The organism is Flavobacterium sp. 102 (genome assembly GCF_003634615.1).
Lineage (GTDB): Bacteria > Bacteroidota > Bacteroidia > Flavobacteriales > Flavobacteriaceae > Flavobacterium.
On record NZ_RBKX01000001.1, the window covers coordinates 493,546 to 512,652 of the forward strand.

Consider the following 19,107-nt stretch of genomic DNA (forward strand, 5'->3'; position numbering starts at 1 on the left):
TTTGTTTTTCAGAAAATTAAGTAGCTAAACAATTCACAAAAAAACAAAAAACGTTTTTTTAATTCTATCCTATTGTGTAATTTTGCACCACAATTTAAAAAAAACAAATATACATAATAGATGAGTACACAAACATTACCTTTTGTAGCTTACAAAGTTAAGGACATTAACTTGGCAGCTTGGGGAAGAAAAGAAATCGAATTGGCGGAAGCTGAAATGCCAGGATTAATGGCGCTTCGCGCTGAATATGGCGCAAGCCAACCTTTAAAAGGAGCTCGTATCGCAGGATGTCTTCACATGACTATTCAAACGGCTGTTTTAATTGAAACTTTAATTGCTTTAGGTGCTGAAGTTACTTGGTCTTCTTGTAACATTTTCTCTACACAAGATCAGGCTGCTGCTGCGATTGCTGCTGCCGGAATTCAAGTGTATGCTTGGAAAGGTTTGGATGAAGAGTCTTTTGATTGGTGTATTGAGCAAACTTTATTCTTTGGTGAAGACAGACAGCCATTGAACATGATTTTGGATGATGGTGGAGATTTAACCAATATGGTTTTCGACCGTTACCCGGAATTAATCCCTGGAATTAAAGGTTTGTCAGAAGAGACTACAACAGGTGTTCACCGTTTGTACGAAAGAATGAAAAACGGAACTTTATTCATGCCGGCTATCAACGTAAATGACTCGGTTACTAAATCTAAATTTGACAACAAATACGGTTGTAAAGAATCAGCAGTTGATGCGGTTCGTCGTGCGACTGATATTATGTTAGCCGGAAAAAGAGTAATCGTTTGTGGATACGGTGACGTTGGTAAAGGAACTGCGGCTTCTTTCCGTGGTGCCGGTTCTATTGTAACTGTTACTGAAATCGATCCGATTTGTGCTTTACAAGCGGCTATGGACGGTTTTGAAGTGAAAAAATTAAACACTGTAATCAAAACTGCTGATATCGTAATTACTACAACAGGAAATAAAGATATCGTTATGGGAAGCCATTTCGAACAAATGAAAGACAAAACTATCGTTTGTAACATTGGTCACTTTGACAACGAAATTGACATGGCTTGGTTGAACAAAAACCACGGTGCGTCTAAAATAGAAATCAAACCACAAGTAGACAAATATACCATCAACGGAAATGATATCATCATTTTGGCGGAAGGTCGTTTGGTAAACTTAGGTTGTGCAACCGGTCACCCAAGTTTTGTAATGAGTAATTCATTCACGAACCAAACTTTGGCGCAAATCGAGTTGTGGACTAACAGTGCGGCTTACAATAATGAAGTGTATATGTTACCAAAACATTTAGATGAAAAAGTAGCGGCTTTGCACTTGGCTAAATTAGGCGTTGAATTGGAAACTTTGAACGACGAGCAAGCGGCTTATATTGGCGTTGCTGTTGAAGGACCATATAAGCCTGAGTATTACAGATATTAATCAGACTTCTTAGAAAGTTAGATTATTAGATATTGAAACCCTTGCTGAAAAGTGAGGGTTTTTTATTTGTCTATAATTAATCTGTGTCAAAAATTTTATTTTGAATAATTTGACACAAAAATCTGTGGCAAAAAATATTTTAAAAAAAATTTGCCACACCTCTTGTTGCAAAATGATTTTTGAATTGAAATTGCAACAAAAATCCTAGTAGTGATGTGAGGGCTTTTTATTTTCAATCCCGTAGGGATTTAATCCGTGTAGCAAAAAATAATTCATGTAAAATGAAAGTCCCGTTAGGGACGATATAACCTGACACAAAAGACAAATCCTAATTAGCCCCGATTGAAGAAGCTACCGCGCAGCTCGAAAAGCGGGAAAATCGAAACTAAGAATACCCAAGCCATTGCTTCGCCAATTAGCTATCGCTCGTGTCGCTCCTAAAACAAAAAACCCGTTCATTACTGAACGGGTTTTATATTTTGATAAGAGTTTGTTCTTATGCTTCGAAAGGAATAACAGAAACAAATGATTTGTTGTCTGATTTCTTTTGGAATTTCACTACTCCGGCAACTTTTGCATGTAAAGTATGATCTTTACCCATGTAAACGTTTTCTCCCGGATTGTGTTTAGAACCTCTTTGTCTAACGATGATATTTCCAGCAATGGCTGCTTGACCACCATAAATCTTAACACCTAAACGTTTCGATTCTGATTCTCTACCATTCTTAGAACTACCGACACCTTTCTTGTGAGCCATGACGTATAAGTTTTAAATATTAGTTGTTTTCTTCTGTTGCTGGAGCTTCAGTAGTTGCTTTTTTCGCTTTTGGCGCTTTTGGCTCTGCTGCTGCTTTTTCAGCTTTTGGTTCTGTAGCTTTCTCAGCTTTAGCCGCTTTTTTACCGCCGGTTGCGCTGATACCTTCAATTACAATTTGAGTAAGATACTGTCTGTGACCGTTTCTTTTCTTGAATCCTTTTCTTCTTTTCTTTTTGAAAACGATTACTTTGTCTCCTTTTAAGTGTTGTAACACTTTGGCTTCTACTGAAGCACCTTCTATAGCTGGGGCGCCTAAAGTAATGTTGCCATTATCGTCTAATAAAAGAACTTTGTCAAAAGAAACTTTTGAACCTTCTTCATTAGCCAAACGGTGAACATAAACTTTTAAGTCTTTGCTAACTTTAAATTGTTGCCCTGCTATCTCTACGATTGCGTACATAACAATGATGTTTAATTAATTTTTTAAGTGTGCAAATATACTACTATTTCTTTTACACACAACACTATCCTAAAAAAAGTTAACCTATAGCATTGAGCTTATCAGATAAAGGAATTGGAATTTTGATTAATACTAGAGTTTTTGGATAAAAAAAAGTATTTTTGTGTAACAAAACTAAAAGTTAGTTAACTAACTGAACAATCAACGAAAAAATTTCAATTTTTTATGAAAAAATCATTAATTGCTTTAAGTTCATTGCTTATGCTTGGAGGAACAGCGCATGCTCAAAAGGTAGCTTTTGAAGAGTACGATTTACCTAATGGTCTTCACGTAATTTTACACAACGATCCATCGGCTCCGGTAGTGATTACGTCTGTAATGTACCATGTAGGTTCTAAAGATGAAAATCCGGAAAGAACTGGATTTGCTCACTTTTTTGAACATTTATTATTCGAAGGAACTGAGAACATCAAAAGAGGTGAATGGTTTAAAATTGTAACTTCTAACGGAGGAACAAACAACGCCAACACTTCTGAAGACAGAACGTATTACTTCGAAGTTTTTCCTTCTAACAATACCGAATTAGGATTATGGATGGAATCTGAAAGATTAATGCATCCGGTAATCAACCAAATTGGTGTTGATACGCAAAACGAAGTAGTAAAAGAAGAAAAAAGACTACGCGTTGACAACCAACCTTACGGAAATTTAATTGCCGAGGTGAAGAAAAACATGTTTAAAAATCACCCATACCGTTGGGCACCAATTGGTTCTATGGACCATTTAGACGCAGCGACTTTGGAAGAATTTCAAGCATTTAACAAAAAATTCTATACGCCAAACAATGCGGTTTTAGTAGTGGCAGGTCAAATTGACATTGCGCAAACTAAAGCATGGATTGAAAAATATTTTGGCCCAATTCCAAGAGGTGTTGAAGTCAAAAAACAAACTTTCACAGAAGCACCGATTACGGAAACCATCAAAGCGACATACGAAGATCCAAACATCCAAAAAGCAATGATGGTTGCTGCTTACAGAATTCCGTCTATGAAAACGCGTGATGCTAGAGTGTTAGACATGATTTCTACTTATTTAAGCAATGGAAAAAGCTCAAAATTGTACAAAAAAATTGTTGACGATAAGAAAATGGCTTTGGTAGTTGCCGCTTTTAATTACGCTCAGGAAGATTATGGACAATACATTCTTTACGGAATGCCACAAGGCGAAAACACTTCGGCTGACTTAATCAGAGAAATTGATGAAGAAATCGTGAAATTACAAACCGAATTGATTTCTGAAAAAGATTTCCAAAAACTACAAAATATCAACGAAAGCAATTACGTTGATAATAATGCCAGCATCGAAGGTGTTGCCGAAAATTTAGCCACTTACTATTTGTTATATGGTGATGTTAATTTGATTAATACTGATATTGACATTTTGCGTTCCATTACTCGTGAAGAAATCAGAGAGGCAGCCAAAAAATATTTAAATCCTAATCAACGTTTGATTTTGGATTATGTTCCAGCGAAAGACAAAGCTCAAAACTAAGACTCAAAGTATCATGAAAAAAACAATTATAGTATTATCAAGCTTGTTTTTAACCCTTATTATGCAAGCACAAGACAGAACACAACCAAAACCAGGTCCGGCACCGGTTTTGAATATCAAAAAACCAACGACTTTTACTTTGCCAAACGGCTTGAAAGTTTTGGTCGTTGAAAACCACAAGTTACCAAGAGTTGCTTTTAGTTTAACCATCGACAATACGCCGTATGCTGAAGGTGATAAAAAAGGGGTTGCTGATTTAACCAGTAGCTTAATTGGTAACGGATCAACTAAAACTTCTAAAGATGTTTTCAACGAAGAAATTGATTTTCTTGGAGCGAATATTAATTTCTTCGCCTCCGGTGCCAGCGCTAGTGGTTTGTCAAAGCACTCTAAAAGAATTTTAGAATTAATGGCTGAAGGCGCTTTGATGCCAAACTTCACGCAAGAGGAATTTGACAAAGAAAGAGACAAATTAATTGAAGGCTTAAAAACCCAAGAAAAAAGTGTTACCGCTGTTGCCGGAAGAGTAGAAGGTGTTTTAGCTTATGGCAAAAGCCACCCGGCCGGAGAATATTTATCTGAAGAAACCATTAAAAATGTTTCTTTAGCTGATGTAAAAAACAACTACAGAACCTATTTTGTTCCACAGAACGCTTATCTTGTTGTAGTGGGTGATGTTAAAACCAAAGACGTTAAGAAAAACGTTGAGAAATTATTTGGTTCATGGGTAAAAGCTACGGCTCCTAATTTGACTTATTCTAACCCAACAAACGTTCAATACTCACAAATTAACTTTGTGGATATGCCAAACGCAGTACAATCTGAAATCACGATTTTAAATACGGTTAATTTAAAAATGTCTGATGCAGATTATTTTCCTGTGATTTTAGCCAACCAAGTATTTGGTGGAGATTTCAACAGTTACTTGAACATGAATTTAAGAGAAGCACATGGTTGGACATACGGCGCCCGATCTAGCGTAGGTTTCGACAAAAACATGTACAGCGTATTCAAAGCCAATACTCAAGTGAGAAACGCAGTTACGGATAGCGCTGTGGTAGAAGCTTTAAACGAATTGAAAAAAATCAGAACTGAAAAAGTAAGTGCAGACGTTTTAAATAGTGTTAAAGCTGGATATGTTGGTCGTTTCGTAATGCAAGTTGAAAAACCGGCTACCGTAGCACGTTATGCTTTGAACATTGAAACCGAAGGTTTACCAGCTGATTTTTATGAAAATTATATCAAAAACATCAATGCAGTTACTCCGGATGACATCATGAGAGTAGCTAACAAATATTTCTTAGCAGATAACTTAAGAATATTAGTGGTTGGAAAAGCATCTGAAGTACTTTCAGGTTTAGAAAGCAGAAAAATTCCAATTTTCTACTTTGATAAATTTGGTAACCCAACAGAGAAACCGGTAATGAAAAAAGCGGTTCCTGCAGGTGTAACGGTAAAAACCATTGTTGACGCTTATGTTGCTGCTATTGGTGGTGATAAAGCTGTTAAGTCAGTGAAATCTATCGCTTATTTAGGTTCTGCTAAAATACCTCAAGCGCCGATGCCAATTACTTACACTTCTAAGATTGACTCAAAAGGAAGATTAGCAGAAGAATTATCAATGGCCGGAATGGGTTCATTGATGAAACAAGTGGTTAATGGTAATACTGCTTATGCTTCTCAACAAGGGCAGAAAAAAGTTATGGAAGGCAAAGAATTAGCCGAAATGAAAGAAAGCGCTGTATTATTCAGCGAAACTTTATTGGCCTCTAAAGCCGGTGTAACGGTTACAGGTATTGAATCTCTAAACGGAAGCGATGTTTATACTGTAGTTGATGGTGACTCTACTTATTACTTTGATGTAAAATCAGGTTTAAAAGTTGCTGAAGCTTCAACGGTTGATCAAGGCGGACAAAAAGTAACTCAACTTACTACTTACGGTGATTACAGAGATGTAAAAGGTGTTAAAGTCCCTTTCAACCAAGTGATGAATGTTGGTTTCGAATTAGACATCAAAATGTCTGAAGTTAAAATCAACGAAGGTGTTACTGATGCCGATTTTCAATAATTGAAATTTCAATAGATAATAAAAAGACCGCTAGTGATAGTGGTCTTTTTTTTGTAAACCACTTAGAAACATAGAAAAAAATACCATTTACTCTAAAAAAGAGTGAAACGACTTAATAAAAGTTTCAAATTCTATATCTCTATGTGGTTAACCTTTCTGAGTTTTATTTTTTACTTGACAAGTAAACGCCTATCAAAATAATAAAAGCACCAATAAACTGAACCGGCGTCAACATTTCGTTATCTAACAATCCCCAAAAGAAAGCCACTACCGGAATTAAATAAGTTACCGAAGTCGCAAAAACAGGAGACGAAATCTGAATCAATTTATAAAAAAGCACATTGGCTATTCCGGTTCCAATGACACCCAAAATAGCGACATACATCATCGCATGTTGCACTTCTTCTACCTCAACTACCGAAAAGAAATCGGTAAAGGATAAAATGATTAAAGCCGGAAACAACATCACTAAAAAGTTTCCAACCGTTATGGTCAGTGGTTTTAAATCGGATAAATATTTTTTGATGAAATTCACATTCATCGCATAACAAATTGAAGCAATCAGTACCAATATCGTATACCAATAATTCTGATTCGGATTGTGAATCGCTCCGTTAAAAATCAATAACATTGTTCCGACAAGCCCAACGACTACGCCAAAGATTTGCGTTCGCTTGAAATCCAATCCAAAAACTATCGCGCCAAGGATTAGCGTATTCAAAGGCGTTAAAGAATTGAGTATCGAACTCACCGAACTATTAATTTCAGTTTGGGCAATCGCAAAAAGATAAGCCGGAATAAAGGTTCCAAAAAGCGACGTCAGCGCAATAAACTTCCATTTGTGTAACGGAATGGTCATTATATTTTTAAAGCCAACAATCAAGAGAAACAAAGCGCAAAAGATGATTCGAAGCGAACCCAACTGAAACGGATTCAAACTCACCAAACCTTTTTTAATAAGAATAAATGAACTTCCCCAAATCAAGGCAAGTACAATTAAAATAAACCATTTGAATTGTTGAGACTTCATATACAATTTTCAGACTTCAAATTTTGTAATTATTTTAAGAATAATAACTTTAATTTTTATTTATTTTTGTCCACACAAACAAGCAATTAAGAATTAAAAATAAATACCATGAATTTCACCAAATCATTATTAACCTTAGGTATGGCCTCAACCTTATTTTTCAGCTGTAAAGATACCGCAAGCAAGCCTACAACTGATGACACTAAAGAAGCTGCCGCAACAGAACAAAAAGCACCAACTGTTGCAGCTAAACCTGAAACAGCTACTTTTAAAATAGACGGCATGACTTGCTCGATGGGTTGTGCAAAAACTATTGAAAAAGAATTAGCGCACATGAACGGTGTGCAAAAAGCAACCGTTGATTTTGACAAAAAAGAAGCTACAGTCGAATTTGACGCAGCGGTTTTAACACCGGAAAAATTATTTGCAACAGTTGAAGCTACCGGAGACGGCACAACTTATAAAGTGGTTACTAATAAATAAAATTATATAAAAAAAGGAACTCAATTGAGTTCCTTTTTTATTTAGTTTGCTTCGCCAGTTCGCTTCGCTCGTGCCGCTCTGTTCGGCCTAACGGTCTCGGGTCCATTGAATGGTTTCCATCAATTGCTGCATGTCGTTTTTGATATAATCTGCCGCCGGCATAATTGAGTCAAAATTAGGTTTGGCATAAAAATAAACCGAACCGGTCACAAAATGTTTAATACTATCCGTAGCATAAAACTGAGCATTGGTTGCGGCATTTCCTCTTACTTGATAAAACATCCCATAAACTTTTTTATCAGGATTGATATAAGGTTGTTCCAAAATATCGTCGGCTTTGATTACGTGTTCGTAAGTCAGTTTTTGCGCATCTCTCAATAATTTATTGATGTCGCCATTTACCGGTTTATAGGTCAAATAAATGGTCGCCTTCATTTTTGGATAATGAATCGAAAAGCCACAGTTTCTATCTTCTTTGATAATCGCATCTTCATTGATATCAAAGGCAACCGGACAATGATTACTAAAAGGGGCATATTGTGCCAAAGGATAATCCAAACGCAATTGACTCGCGGGTTTAGGTAACGCATCATCTTTACAAGCGGTGAAACTCAAAAGCAAAACCACGGATAAAAATCCAATTATCTTATTTATCATTTTATATTATTCAAGTGTTACTTTTAGTTGTTTGATTCTCTTTTTATCAACGGCTTCGATGGTAAAATGCACCGACGAAAAAAGAATTTTTTGTCCTTTTTTGGGAAAATTACCCAATACTTCTAATATGAATCCGGCGAGTGTTTCTGCTTCACCTTTATTCTCTTCAAAAGCTTCTTCATCAACATCAACAATCCGGTAGAAATCCTTTAAGTTGATTTTGCCTTCAAACAGATAATTCTTGTCGTCAATTTGGGAGAAATTAATATTCTCATCATCAAACTCATCCGATATATCGCCAACAATTTCTTCGATAACATCTTCTAAAGAAACCAAACCTGATGTTCCGCCATATTCATCAACTACAATAGCCAAATGACTTTTCATCCGTTGGAAATCTTTAAGCAAATCATCCAACTTTTTATTTTCGGGTACAAAAAACGGCTCGCGCATTAATGGGTTCCAATCAAACTCTTTTTTGTGAATATGCGGAATCAAATCTTTCACAAAGAGTATGCCTTCGATATGATCGATACTTTCTCTGAAAATCGGAATCCTCGAATAACCCTTGTCAACGATTTTGGCATAAACATCCGCAAAAGATTCTTCAATTTCGAGCGCAAATATATCAATTCTCGGACTCATGACTTGCTTTGTGTCTGTATTTCCGAAAGAAACTATGCCTTCCAAAATTTTCTGTTCGTCAAAAGTAGTATCATCTGTAGAAGTCATTTCCAGTGCTTGCGACAATTGGTCTACTGAAATATTGGATTTTTGTCGACCTAATTTATCATGCAAAAAAACCGAAACTGCACGCATCGGCAGACTGATGGGTGAAAGCAATTGATCTAAAACAAACAAAGGATTTACTATAAACTTTGAGAATTTGATATTGTTCCGACTCGCATATACTTTAGGCAATACTTCTCCGAAAAGCAAAATTAGAAAAGTGATTAGGATAACCTCAACCACGAATTTTATAACGGGTGATTCAATATCCGCAAAAACCGAATTGCCCACAAAGGAAAAAATAATAACCACGCCAATATTGACAAAATTATTGGCTAATAAAAGTGTGGCCAATAGCTTTTTAGGTTTCTGTAAAAGTTTGGAAACTAAGTTGGCTTTCCGTTGGTTTTCTGAAGCCAATTTGGTTAAATCATTTTGCGAAAGCGAAAATAATGCGACTTCAGCTGCCGAAATCATTGCCGAACAAAAAAGCAATAATGCGATAGCGATAATTCCAAAAAGTAAATTGGTATCTAAATTATCTAAAAAAGTTAAACTGGGCTCCGGATCCAAAGGCTTCTGGGTTAATTAAACAATATCAAAATGGCAAGTCATTTTCAGGGGTTGCCGGATTTGGTGCTTCAAAATTATTGCTTTTTGGTTCAAGATTATGTGGCGCCTTTACACCTTCAACTTCTTTTTTAGTGGTTAAAAAGGTAAATTCTGTCACTTGAATTTCTGTAGTATATTTGGTCGTACCGTCTTCAGCTTGCCATTGGCGCGATTTGATTCTGCCTTCAATGTAAATCTTGTCGCCTTTGGATAAATATTTTTCACAAATTTCTGCAGCTTTGTTTCTCACTACTAAATTGTGCCATTCGGTCGACGTAATTTTTTCGTTAGTTTGCTTATTAATATAGACTTCATTGGTAGCCAAAGGAAAACGTCCGATGCAATTGCCACCTTCAAAATAGTGCATCTTTACTTCATCACCTAAATGACCAATCAGCATCACTTTATTTAATGTACCATTCATTTTTCCGATTTGTTACCCTCAAATTTACAATTTTTTTGAAAATTAAAACCTTTCTTTTTCAATAAAATTAAAAATTACAATCGGAAACGGCATTTTTTTAACTGATTCCCAGTCTATTCCGTTTTCAAGCTTGCCTTTCACTTTTATTTTCCAGAAATTGATATTTAAATGTTGGTGCGTCAATTTATGAACTGTCGTTTCCGAATTGTACCAATGAATATCGATCACTTCATTGGCTACAAATTGCTGGTTTTGCAAAAGTTCCAATAGTGCTGCCTCGGTCAATTTATTTTCTGTTTCCAATAAAGGAAATTCATATAAGTTATGCCAAATGCCTTTTTGGGTGCGTTTCTGTAGCAAAGTATTTTCGACTTCATCCGAAAAAACCAAGTAATTAAAATGACGCGTTCTCACTTTAACTTTTTTAGATTTTACCGGAAGTATCGCCACTTTCTTCTTTTGCAAAGCGGCACAACTATCATTAAAAACACAATTCCCACAATCCGGATTTTTGGGTGTGCATTGGAGTGCTCCAAATTCCATGATGGCTTGGTTGAATAAATTGGCTTTTCCTTTAGGCAATAATTCAGCCGCCAATTGAGTGAATTCTTTTTTGGCGCTAGCCGAAACAATATCAGTTTCCACGTCAAAGTAGCGCGACAGAACCCTATAAACATTGCCATCAACCACAGGAACGTTTTCATTATAAGAGAAAGATGCAATCGCAGCGGCAGTATATTCGCCTATGCCTTTTAGTTTTAATAATTCTGCATAACTTTTCGGAAACTCACCATTGAATTCAAACGCCACTTGCTGCGCAGTTTTGTGTAAATTTCGCGCTCTGGAATAATACCCTAACCCTTGCCATAGTTTCAGCACGTCTTCTTCGGAAGCTTTAGCCAAATCAAAAACCGTTGGAAACGCTTCGGTAAAACGCAAAAAATAAGGCAATCCTTGTGCGACTCTCGTTTGTTGCAACATGATTTCGGACAACCAAATAAAGTAAGGATTAACGGTATTTCGCCAAGGCAAATCACGTTTGTTTTGTAAATACCATTGGGTAAGCAGATTAGGGAATTTCATAGTTAAATTATCGTTTACAAAAATAAAAGTTTATGTTATTAAATTTTAATAGATTATGCTTGAAATATTGTTTTTTTAATTCATATATTTGCAACCTCAAAAAATTACACATAATATTAAAATACGAAACAAAATGACGAAAGCAGATATCGTAGCGAAGATTTCAGAAAAATTAGGTCTTGAAAAAGGAGATGTTCAAGCAACAGTTGAAGCGTTTATGGAAGAAGTGAAAAATTCTTTAGAAACCGGAGACAATGTTTATTTAAGAGGTTTTGGTAGCTTCATTATCAAAACAAGAGCTGAAAAAACAGGTAGAAACATTTCTAAAAACACTACTATCAAAATTCCTGCTCACAACATTCCAGCATTCAAACCTGCTAAAGTATTTGTAGAATCAGTTAAAACAAACACTGAAGTAGCAGTATAAACTTATTTATTAATCACAAAAAGACGAACTTATGCCAAGTGGTAAAAAAAGAAAAAGACATAAGGTAGCAACTCACAAACGTAAGAAGAGAGCGAGAGCTAACCGACACAAAAAGAAAAAGTAGTTCTAAACTACTTTTCTTTTTTTAAAAAAAGTTCATTGAAATCGAAAATTAGTAATCAGTGATCAGTAATTAGTAATCAGTTTTACTGCCAACTAAAAACTGCCAACTGAACACTATTTTTTCACCGGGTAATAAACAATACCTGTTAAAATGTTTAATCCATCCTTACAATTCAGTTATGAGTTATAAGTTATGAGTTATGAGTTGAAAAACTGCAAACTGTAAACTTTATACTGTAGCTAAATGGTTCGGATAAAAATTTACAACATGAATAAAGAATTAATCATCCGTAGTGGTGAAGATGCTGTAGATTTTGCCTTATTAAAAGATGGAAAACTAATTGAATTACACAAACAGGAAGATACAAGCAACTTTCAAGTGGGTGATATTTTTATCGCCAAAATCAGGAAACCCGTTGCCGGACTTAACGCTGCTTTTGTAAATGTAGGCTTTGAAAAAGATGCCTTTTTACATTATCACGATTTAGGACCAAACTTAGCTTCTTATTTGAAATTCATAAAACTTGTAAGCGCAGGTAAACTAAAAGATTTCTCCCTAAAAAACTTCCAGTTTGAGAAAGAGATTGATAAAGATGGTACGATATCAGATATTCTGAGTGCCAATCAATCGGTATTAGTTCAAGTTGTCAAAGAACCAATTTCTACCAAAGGACCAAGAATCAGCACTGAGCTGTCATTCGCGGGTCGTTTTGTGGTTTTAGTTCCATTTTCTGATCGCGTTTCTATTTCACAAAAAATAGAATCTAAAGAAGAAAAAGACCGTTTGAAAAAACTAGTACAATCTATCAAACAAAGAGGTTTTGGTGTTATTGTGAGAACAGTAGCAGAAGGCAAAAGCATAGCCGAATTAGAAAAAGATTTGCAGAACTTAATGAATAGATGGACTGCAATGAGTAAAAAATTACCAACTGCTCATCATCCGTCCAAGATATTAGGAGAGCTTAACAAAGCTTCTTCAATATTACGAGACGTATTCAATGATACTTTCACGAGTATTCAAACAGATGATGAAGAGTTGTACCAAGAAACAAAGGACTATTTAGCCGAAATAGCTCCCGAGAAACAAAAAATAGTGAAGCTTTACCAGTCGAAAGACGTGCCATTGTTTGAGAAATACCATATTGAGCGACAAATCAAAACTTCTTTTGGGCGCACCGTATCCATGAGTAAAGGAGCCTATTTAATTATAGAGCACACTGAAGCTTTACACGTTATCGACGTGAACAGCGGCAACCGTTCTAACAAAGCCACCAACCAAGAAGATACCGCACTCGAAGTGAATATGATAGCCGCTGCCGAAATCGCACGACAATTGCGTCTGCGTGATATGGGTGGTATTATTGTAGTCGATTTTATCGATATGCAAAATCCGGACAATCGCCAAGTCTTGTTCAACTTCCTTAGAGAAGAAATGAGCGACGACAAAGCCAAACACAAGATCTTACCGCCGAGTAAATTTGGATTAGTTCAAATCACTCGCCAACGCGTAAGACCTGAAGTCAATATAGAGACCCGAGAAGAAAATCCAAACAATTTGAGCGGTGATGTAGATGCACCAATCCAAATTATTGATAAGATCAATTTCTCCCTCGAAAAAATCATCAAAGACCACAACGGTGTGAAACTTAACGTTCACCCATTTGTGGCAGCATACCTTAAAAAAGGTTTTCCATCATTACGTTCAAAATGGTTTTTTGAACATAAAAAGTGGGTGAAAATCATACCTCGTGACGCTTACACGTACCTAGAGTATCATTTCTTCGATAAAGACGGAAATGTGATCAAAGAATAAAGGCTGAATCATTCAGCAAACAAAAACCGCCTTTCGAAAGACTGGCGGTTTTTTTGTGGCCTTAATTGTCACCCTGAGCGCAGTCGAAGGGTTTTTCTATTAGAAGCTAATCCGGCTGTTCGCGCTACGCGGTAGCCAGCTTCCATCCGGGCTAGGGTAAACTGCACAAAAACAATTTAAATTTTTCTTACAAAGAATTTCATATATTTGAGTGTCAAAACAATACAAATGAAAAAACTGTACACTCTTTTAGTTTTAATCCTTACTGTTTTAACAACTAATGCCCAAATCATCAATTTCCCCGATGCCAATTTTAAAGCTAGATTATTAGCCGCTAATACCGGCAACTACCATGCTATGAATGCATTAAACCAGCCCATGAAAATTGATTCCAACGAGAACAATGAAATTGAGGTGAGCGAAGCATTACAAGTTAGTACTTTGAATGCTAACGTCGCCAATATTTCCAGCTTGGTTGGAATAAACAATTTCTCTAATTTGACTGGTTTGAATATTACTCAAAATTCGATTACGTCACTTAATATTGATGGGCTTGTAAATCTTGTCACGCTAACTTGCTATCGGAATTCCTTTACATCATTAGATTTGACCCATTCCCCCAATCTTCAAACGGTACAATGTTCCGATGGGCTTCTCACCACTCTAAATATTGCCGGGCTATCTAATCTTAATGTTTTAAATTGTGCCAATAACAGCCTTTTATCACTGGATGCGAGTGATGCTTCGAATCTCCAAACCTTAATATGCCGGGATAATCAAATAACGTCTTTGGATGTTGCTGGTTTATCCCAACTGGAGACACTTCTTTGCGATTCAAATAACTTATCGGTGCTAAACGTCAACGGTTTGACAAATCTTGGGATTTTAAATTGTTCCGACAATAACATTTCGGCTTTGGACGTAACAGCGTTACCCAATCTTAGCCAGATTGTTGTGTCCCACAATCAGCTTTCGGCTTCGGATTTTACCAATAATCAGCTTCTTGAGTACGTTGACTGCAGGTTCAATCTGATAACGACATTGGATTTTAGCGTTTGCCATGGTCTGCAAGAAATGCTGGCATCCAATAATCAACTTACGACATTGTTTATAAAAAATGGCTCCTATGAGCAAAATGCGCAGTTCCAATCAAATCCACTTCAATATATATGTGCTGATCAAAACGAAATAGCAGGACTTCAATTTTATGTTAACAATATCCCCAATTGTCATATAAATTCATATTGCAGCTTTACTCCCGGAGGTGTCTTTTATACGCTTCAAAACACCATTCTTTTTGACGATAATAACAATGGCTGTGACAATGATGACGTTGCCATCCCAAATATGAAATATACTTTTTCCAATGGTTCCAGCAATACAACGCTGGTATCAGGAGAAGATGATTCTTTTAATTATGTACAGGCGGGAACTTATACCATTACGCCTATTTTTGAAAACCCCTCTTATTTTTCAGTAACTCCGGCATCCGCCACGATTACTTTTCCGGCAGCAAATGATCCTTTTGTACAGAATTTTTGCCTTACAGTCAATGGCACACTCAACGATTTAGAAGTTACTTTGTTTCCAATCGGTCCAGCCAGACCGGGCTTTGATGCCCATTACAAAATCATTTATAAAAACAAAGGAACAACAATACAAAGTGGTGCAATAAGCTTTTCTTATGATGATACTATTTCCGATTTGGTTTCTGCAAATCCAGCGACATCAAGCCAAGGAAATGATATCCTAAATTGGACTTTTGCCAATTTACAACCCTTTGAATCCCGAGAAATTTCAATCACCTTAAATCTGAATTCTCCGGTTGAAACGCCTCCACTGAATGCAAACAATTGGTTGCTTTATAGCGCAACAGCGGCCGGCGCCACTGACGAAACACCTGATAATAATACGGCTAACCTAACCCAAACTGTTGTCAATTCCTATGACCCGAATGATAAAACCTGTGTTGAAGGAACATGGTTACCATTAGACTTCGTCGGAGAGTATGTACATTATATCATCCGCTTTGAAAACACCGGTACTTTTGCCGCCGAAAATATCGTGGTGAAAGACATCATTGACACAACTAAGTTTGAAATCGGCTCTTTGATTCCTTTGAGTGGAAGCCATCCTTTTACAACCCGAATCATAAATACCAATCAGGTAGAATTTATTTTTGAAAATATCAATCTACCGTTTGATGATGCCAACAATGACGGTTATGTAGCGTTTAAAATAAAAACGAAGCCAACACTTGTTGACTTAGAAACCTTTAGCAATTCGGCCAGCATTTACTTTGATTACAATGCGCCAATTGTAACGGATACTTATACAACAACCGTTTTTAATCCATTAAACACAAGTGACTTTGAGTTTGGTAGTGTGTTTAGTTTGTCTCCGGTTCCAACGAAAGATGTGCTGACAATTACAACTAAACAAACCTTAGAAATAAGTTCTGTGAGCATTTACAACACGCTTGGCCAATTGGTTCAGGTGAATACCAATCCAAATGAAACTATCGATGTTTCGGGCTTGTCAAGCGGAAGTTATTTTATCAAGATAATCAGCGATAAAGGAAGCGCTACCGGTAAGTTTGTAAAAGAATAATTTGTTATAACAATATAGAAAACCGCCAGTCTTTCGAAAGGCGGTTTTTTTGTGTCCTGATATTACTACGGTATTTTATAAGTTAAAAATAAAATGATATAACCATTACCACTAATTGCACACTAAATTTGTATTTCTGTCGATACGAAGACGAGGGATGACAGTTCGTCGAGGATGCTGTAACAGGGCATGTATTTTCCATCCCTTCGTACATGTATTAACCTAACATCGGCACTATATGTGAAAACCGATCAGCTACACGGCGGTTCGACAGCATTGAAGTCCTTCTATATAAATAGGAGGACTTTTTTTCCTTCGACACTTCGGCTAAGCTCAGTGCAGGCTAAGCTCAGGATGACAACTAATCCTTTATTATTTCAACCCGTCTCTTAATCTCATTCCCAAATTCATCCGCAACAGTAATATAATGAATCCCGGTTTCCGCTTCAATCTGCATTTCGTGAAAGGTTTGCGTCGTGCCTTTGTATTCGTTGTCTACATACCAATACAACTTCGCTTCTCTGTTAGAATGTGCCACTTTTAAAATCACCGGTTGGACATTACTATTGAAATCTTTGGCCAAATAAATCTTGCTGTTGGTTTTTGGGTAAATAAAATCCATTGCGGCTTTTTGATCTTGCTTGCAATCCTCACGAAATGGCGGTAACGGTTTGTAATCAATGTGCAAACTCTTGTAATACCATTCCATCACCGGCGGTAAAATAAACCAGTTTTTGGAAACAATTTTATCCACATCTTCGCAACTATTATTCACTCTAAATTGTTGTGTAGCGTCTAAATGCACCAATTTGTGATAAGGACAAACTACGGTTTTCTTTCCTCTTCGGGTGATTAATTGTTTGGTTTTCGGGCAGTCTTCTTGGGCTAAATGACCACTTAGTGTGCAAACCTCAGCATATTCCAAATCATTCAATGGCGGTTGGAACCATTTTTTTCTGGGCAACAAATTAAAGACATCAAATAAAATCGGTGCCGCACTTCCAACACCGGTTAATTCCGGTCTGCCTTCGCCATTCGCGTTGCCAACCCAAACGCCAACGACATAACGAGAATTCGTGCCAATCGCCCAAGCATCTCGGTTTCCAAAACTCGTTCCCGTCTTCCAAGCCAGTTCCAACGAAGAATCGTAAAACTTCCAAGCTTCATCGCCTTCCGGCCTATTGACTTCTTTCATCGCATTATACGTCAAATAAATCGAACCGGCGCCAAGTATCGTTTTCTGAAAACTATCGTCGCCATAATCTTGCTCGAAACCGTTGACATAATTCAACTCGGTGAATTCTTTGGTTCTGTATTTTCCGCTCGATTGATTGAAATAATTAATCGTTGACGACATATTCGCATAAGTACGGCACAAATCCCAAAGATTGCTCTCAGCTCCGCCTAAAATCAACGACAAACCGTAATGATCGGGATGTTGGTTGATGTTTTTGAGTTTTAATTTCTGCGTCAATTCATAAAAATTATGTACGCCGTGTTCCTGCAACATCAACACCGATGGAATGTTCAACGAACGCGATAAAGCTCGTTGCGCCGGAACAGCTCCGTCAAACGTCAGGTTAAAATTCTGTGGTGTGTAACCCGAAATCTGCGTTGGTACATCAGCTACTAAAGTATTGGGCAACAATTCGCCTTCATCGAGCATCGAGGCAAACAATAACGGCTTCAAAATACTTCCCGTACTTCGCGGCGCACCAATAATATCAACATCTTTATCGTGGTCTTTGTCCGTTGGTGAATTGCCCACATAACTAATCACATTGCGGTTTTGAATATCAATCACCATAATAGCCAAGTTGTGGACTTCGTTTTGTTTGTACTGGTTGTAATATTGTTGCGCGATTTGGTTCACCCTATTTTGCAACGAAATATCAACAGTTGTTTTGATGCGTTTACCTTCATCGGTTTTCGCGATTCTTTGTAGCAAATGCGGTGCAATTTGAGGCAGATTATACGGTTTTTGCGGAAGTGGTTCTTTAACTGCTAATTCATAAGTCAACTTATCAATGATTTTTTCGTTGTAAAGTTTGAGCAACAAAGTATTGCGTTTTCGCAGCAACTTGATTTGGTTTTTTCCCGGATAAATCAAACTAGGCGCATTCGGTAAAACTGCTAAAGTCGCACTTTCCGCCCAAGACAGTTGATACGATTGCACGCCGAAATACCGCCAAGAAGCCATTTCCAATCCAACCACATTGCCACCATAAGGCGCATGCGCGGCATACAATGCGATGATTTTTTCTTTGGAATGACGAAATTCTAGACGCGTCGCCAATATCATTTCGATTCCTTTTTCGAAATAGGTTCTCTTTTTATTTTTTCGGGATAAACGAATGACTTGTTGGGTTAAGGTACTTCCGCCGCGAACGACTTTTCCGGCACTACGATTTTGCTTAACAGCCTTAACCATCGCCACAGGATTAAATCCCGGATGGTAATAAAAATGTTCGTCTTCGAAATAGACAATACATTTTTTAAACTTATCGGGAACACTGTCTTGCGCGGGAAAACGCCATTGTCCATCTCGTGCTATTTTCGCGGCCAGCAATTCGCCATCGTTGCTTTCGATTACGGTGGCGTAAGGCTCTTGGAATAAAACTCTCGGCAATGAAAAGTAATACACCACCAGCAGCACAAATCCGATGGCTGATTTCTTTTGGTTGCGGTTTATCCAATTGAGTAGGATTTGCGTGAACGCTTTGAGTTTTGCTTTCATTTTGTTTACTACAAAAGAAAATTAACCGCAAAGTTCGCGAAGTATTACGCAAAGTTCGCAAAGAAAAACATATCTCTTGGCGAACTTGGCGCTTGCTTGGCGTCGT

General features: G+C 37.0%; 15 protein-coding genes. 7 read left to right on the forward strand and 8 right to left on the reverse strand.

Features of this window, described 5'->3' with window-relative positions; all coding sequences use genetic code 11:
- The first annotated feature begins 120 nt into the window (after nt 1–120).
- Complete coding sequence (gene ahcY / locus C8C84_RS02215; RefSeq protein ID WP_121311975.1) at nt 121–1,437, forward strand: adenosylhomocysteinase; 1,317 nt, start codon at nt 121–123, stop codon at nt 1,435–1,437.
- A 496-nt stretch (nt 1,438–1,933) separates the two neighbouring features.
- On the opposite strand, the gene rpmA is transcribed toward ahcY, so the two are convergent.
- Together rpmA and rplU are read right to left on the reverse strand one after the other, a co-directional pair.
- On the reverse strand, nt 1,934–2,194 hold the full coding sequence (gene rpmA, locus C8C84_RS02220) for a 50S ribosomal protein L27 (RefSeq protein WP_121311976.1): 261 nt from the start codon (nt 2,192–2,194) through the stop codon (nt 1,934–1,936).
- 19 nt (nt 2,195–2,213) lie between these two features.
- The gene (gene rplU / locus C8C84_RS02225; RefSeq protein WP_121311977.1) at nt 2,214–2,654 is read right to left on the reverse strand and encodes a 50S ribosomal protein L21; all 441 of its coding nucleotides are present in this window, start codon (nt 2,652–2,654) and stop codon (nt 2,214–2,216) included.
- Between the two features lie 225 nt (nt 2,655–2,879).
- Between rplU and C8C84_RS02230 the strand changes: the two genes are divergently transcribed.
- On the forward strand, nt 2,880–4,205 hold the full coding sequence (locus C8C84_RS02230; protein ID WP_121311978.1) for a pitrilysin family protein: 1,326 nt from the start codon (nt 2,880–2,882) through the stop codon (nt 4,203–4,205).
- Nucleotides 4,206–4,218: 13 nt separating this feature from the next.
- Nucleotides 4,219–6,273, forward strand: coding sequence for an insulinase family protein (locus tag C8C84_RS02235; protein ID WP_233549705.1), 2,055 nt, complete (start codon nt 4,219–4,221; stop codon nt 6,271–6,273).
- Nucleotides 6,274–6,436: 163 nt separating this feature from the next.
- Here the strand turns inward: C8C84_RS02235 and C8C84_RS02240 are convergent, their stop codons facing one another.
- Complete coding sequence (locus C8C84_RS02240) at nt 6,437–7,303, reverse strand: DMT family transporter (protein WP_121311979.1); 867 nt, start codon at nt 7,301–7,303, stop codon at nt 6,437–6,439.
- A 108-nt stretch (nt 7,304–7,411) separates the two neighbouring features.
- Between C8C84_RS02240 and C8C84_RS02245 the strand changes: the two genes are divergently transcribed.
- On the forward strand, nt 7,412–7,786 hold the full coding sequence (locus tag C8C84_RS02245; RefSeq protein ID WP_121311980.1) for a heavy-metal-associated domain-containing protein: 375 nt from the start codon (nt 7,412–7,414) through the stop codon (nt 7,784–7,786).
- 87 nt (nt 7,787–7,873) lie between these two features.
- On the opposite strand, the gene gldD is transcribed toward C8C84_RS02245, so the two are convergent.
- The 4 genes from gldD to mutY are packed head-to-tail and all read right to left on the reverse strand — an operon-like array spanning nt 7,874 to nt 11,291.
- Nucleotides 7,874–8,443 carry a gliding motility lipoprotein GldD gene (gene gldD, locus C8C84_RS02250; protein ID WP_121311981.1) on the reverse strand — a complete coding sequence of 190 codons (570 nt, stop codon included), beginning with the start codon at nt 8,441–8,443 and terminating at the stop codon, nt 7,874–7,876.
- 6 nt (nt 8,444–8,449) lie between these two features.
- Nucleotides 8,450–9,745: a gliding motility-associated protein GldE gene (gldE, locus tag C8C84_RS02255; RefSeq protein WP_121311982.1), complete on the reverse strand. Its 1,296-nt coding sequence runs from the start codon at nt 9,743–9,745 to the stop codon at nt 8,450–8,452.
- Nucleotides 9,746–9,770: 25 nt separating this feature from the next.
- Nucleotides 9,771–10,208: a single-stranded DNA-binding protein gene (locus C8C84_RS02260; RefSeq protein WP_121311983.1), complete on the reverse strand. Its 438-nt coding sequence runs from the start codon at nt 10,206–10,208 to the stop codon at nt 9,771–9,773.
- A gap of 42 nt (nt 10,209–10,250) precedes the next feature.
- On the reverse strand, nt 10,251–11,291 hold the full coding sequence (gene mutY, locus C8C84_RS02265) for an A/G-specific adenine glycosylase (protein WP_121311984.1): 1,041 nt from the start codon (nt 11,289–11,291) through the stop codon (nt 10,251–10,253).
- A gap of 103 nt (nt 11,292–11,394) precedes the next feature.
- Here mutY and C8C84_RS02270 point away from each other — a divergent pair, with 103 nt between their 5' ends.
- The 3 genes from C8C84_RS02270 to C8C84_RS02280 all read left to right on the forward strand — a co-directional run bounded on the left by C8C84_RS02270 (nt 11,395) and on the right by C8C84_RS02280 (nt 16,264).
- Nucleotides 11,395–11,718: an HU family DNA-binding protein gene (locus C8C84_RS02270; RefSeq protein ID WP_255415834.1), complete on the forward strand. Its 324-nt coding sequence runs from the start codon at nt 11,395–11,397 to the stop codon at nt 11,716–11,718.
- Nucleotides 11,719–12,109: 391 nt separating this feature from the next.
- Nucleotides 12,110–13,654, forward strand: coding sequence for a ribonuclease E/G (locus C8C84_RS02275; RefSeq protein ID WP_121311986.1), 1,545 nt, complete (start codon nt 12,110–12,112; stop codon nt 13,652–13,654).
- A 228-nt stretch (nt 13,655–13,882) separates the two neighbouring features.
- Nucleotides 13,883–16,264 (forward strand): T9SS type A sorting domain-containing protein, encoded by a 2,382-nt coding sequence (locus tag C8C84_RS02280; RefSeq protein ID WP_121311987.1) that lies wholly within the window; start codon nt 13,883–13,885, stop codon nt 16,262–16,264.
- Nucleotides 16,265–16,625: 361 nt separating this feature from the next.
- Here the strand turns inward: C8C84_RS02280 and pbpC are convergent, their stop codons facing one another.
- Nucleotides 16,626–19,001, reverse strand: a complete 2,376-nt coding sequence (gene pbpC, locus C8C84_RS02285; RefSeq protein ID WP_121311988.1) for a penicillin-binding protein 1C — start codon at nt 18,999–19,001, stop codon at nt 16,626–16,628.
- Nucleotides 19,002–19,107 lie beyond the last annotated feature (106 nt).

Coding starts and splice junctions, on each gene's coding strand:
- C8C84_RS02235 (WP_233549705.1), top strand. CDS start 4,219: ATGAAAAAAACAATTATAGTATTATCAAGCTTGTTTTTAACCCTTATT.
- C8C84_RS02240 (WP_121311979.1), bottom strand. CDS start 7,303: ATGAAGTCTCAACAATTCAAATGGTTTATTTTAATTGTACTTGCCTTG.
- C8C84_RS02245 (WP_121311980.1), top strand. CDS start 7,412: ATGAATTTCACCAAATCATTATTAACCTTAGGTATGGCCTCAACCTTA.
- gldD (WP_121311981.1), bottom strand. CDS start 8,443: ATGATAAATAAGATAATTGGATTTTTATCCGTGGTTTTGCTTTTGAGT.
- C8C84_RS02280 (WP_121311987.1), top strand. CDS start 13,883: ATGAAAAAACTGTACACTCTTTTAGTTTTAATCCTTACTGTTTTAACA.
- mutY (WP_121311984.1), bottom strand. CDS start 11,291: ATGAAATTCCCTAATCTGCTTACCCAATGGTATTTACAAAACAAACGT.
- rpmA (WP_121311976.1), bottom strand. CDS start 2,194: ATGGCTCACAAGAAAGGTGTCGGTAGTTCTAAGAATGGTAGAGAATCA.
- ahcY (WP_121311975.1), top strand. CDS start 121: ATGAGTACACAAACATTACCTTTTGTAGCTTACAAAGTTAAGGACATT.
- pbpC (WP_121311988.1), bottom strand. CDS start 19,001: ATGAAAGCAAAACTCAAAGCGTTCACGCAAATCCTACTCAATTGGATA.
- rplU (WP_121311977.1), bottom strand. CDS start 2,654: ATGTACGCAATCGTAGAGATAGCAGGGCAACAATTTAAAGTTAGCAAA.
- C8C84_RS02260 (WP_121311983.1), bottom strand. CDS start 10,208: ATGAATGGTACATTAAATAAAGTGATGCTGATTGGTCATTTAGGTGAT.
- C8C84_RS02275 (WP_121311986.1), top strand. CDS start 12,110: ATGAATAAAGAATTAATCATCCGTAGTGGTGAAGATGCTGTAGATTTT.
- C8C84_RS02230 (WP_121311978.1), top strand. CDS start 2,880: ATGAAAAAATCATTAATTGCTTTAAGTTCATTGCTTATGCTTGGAGGA.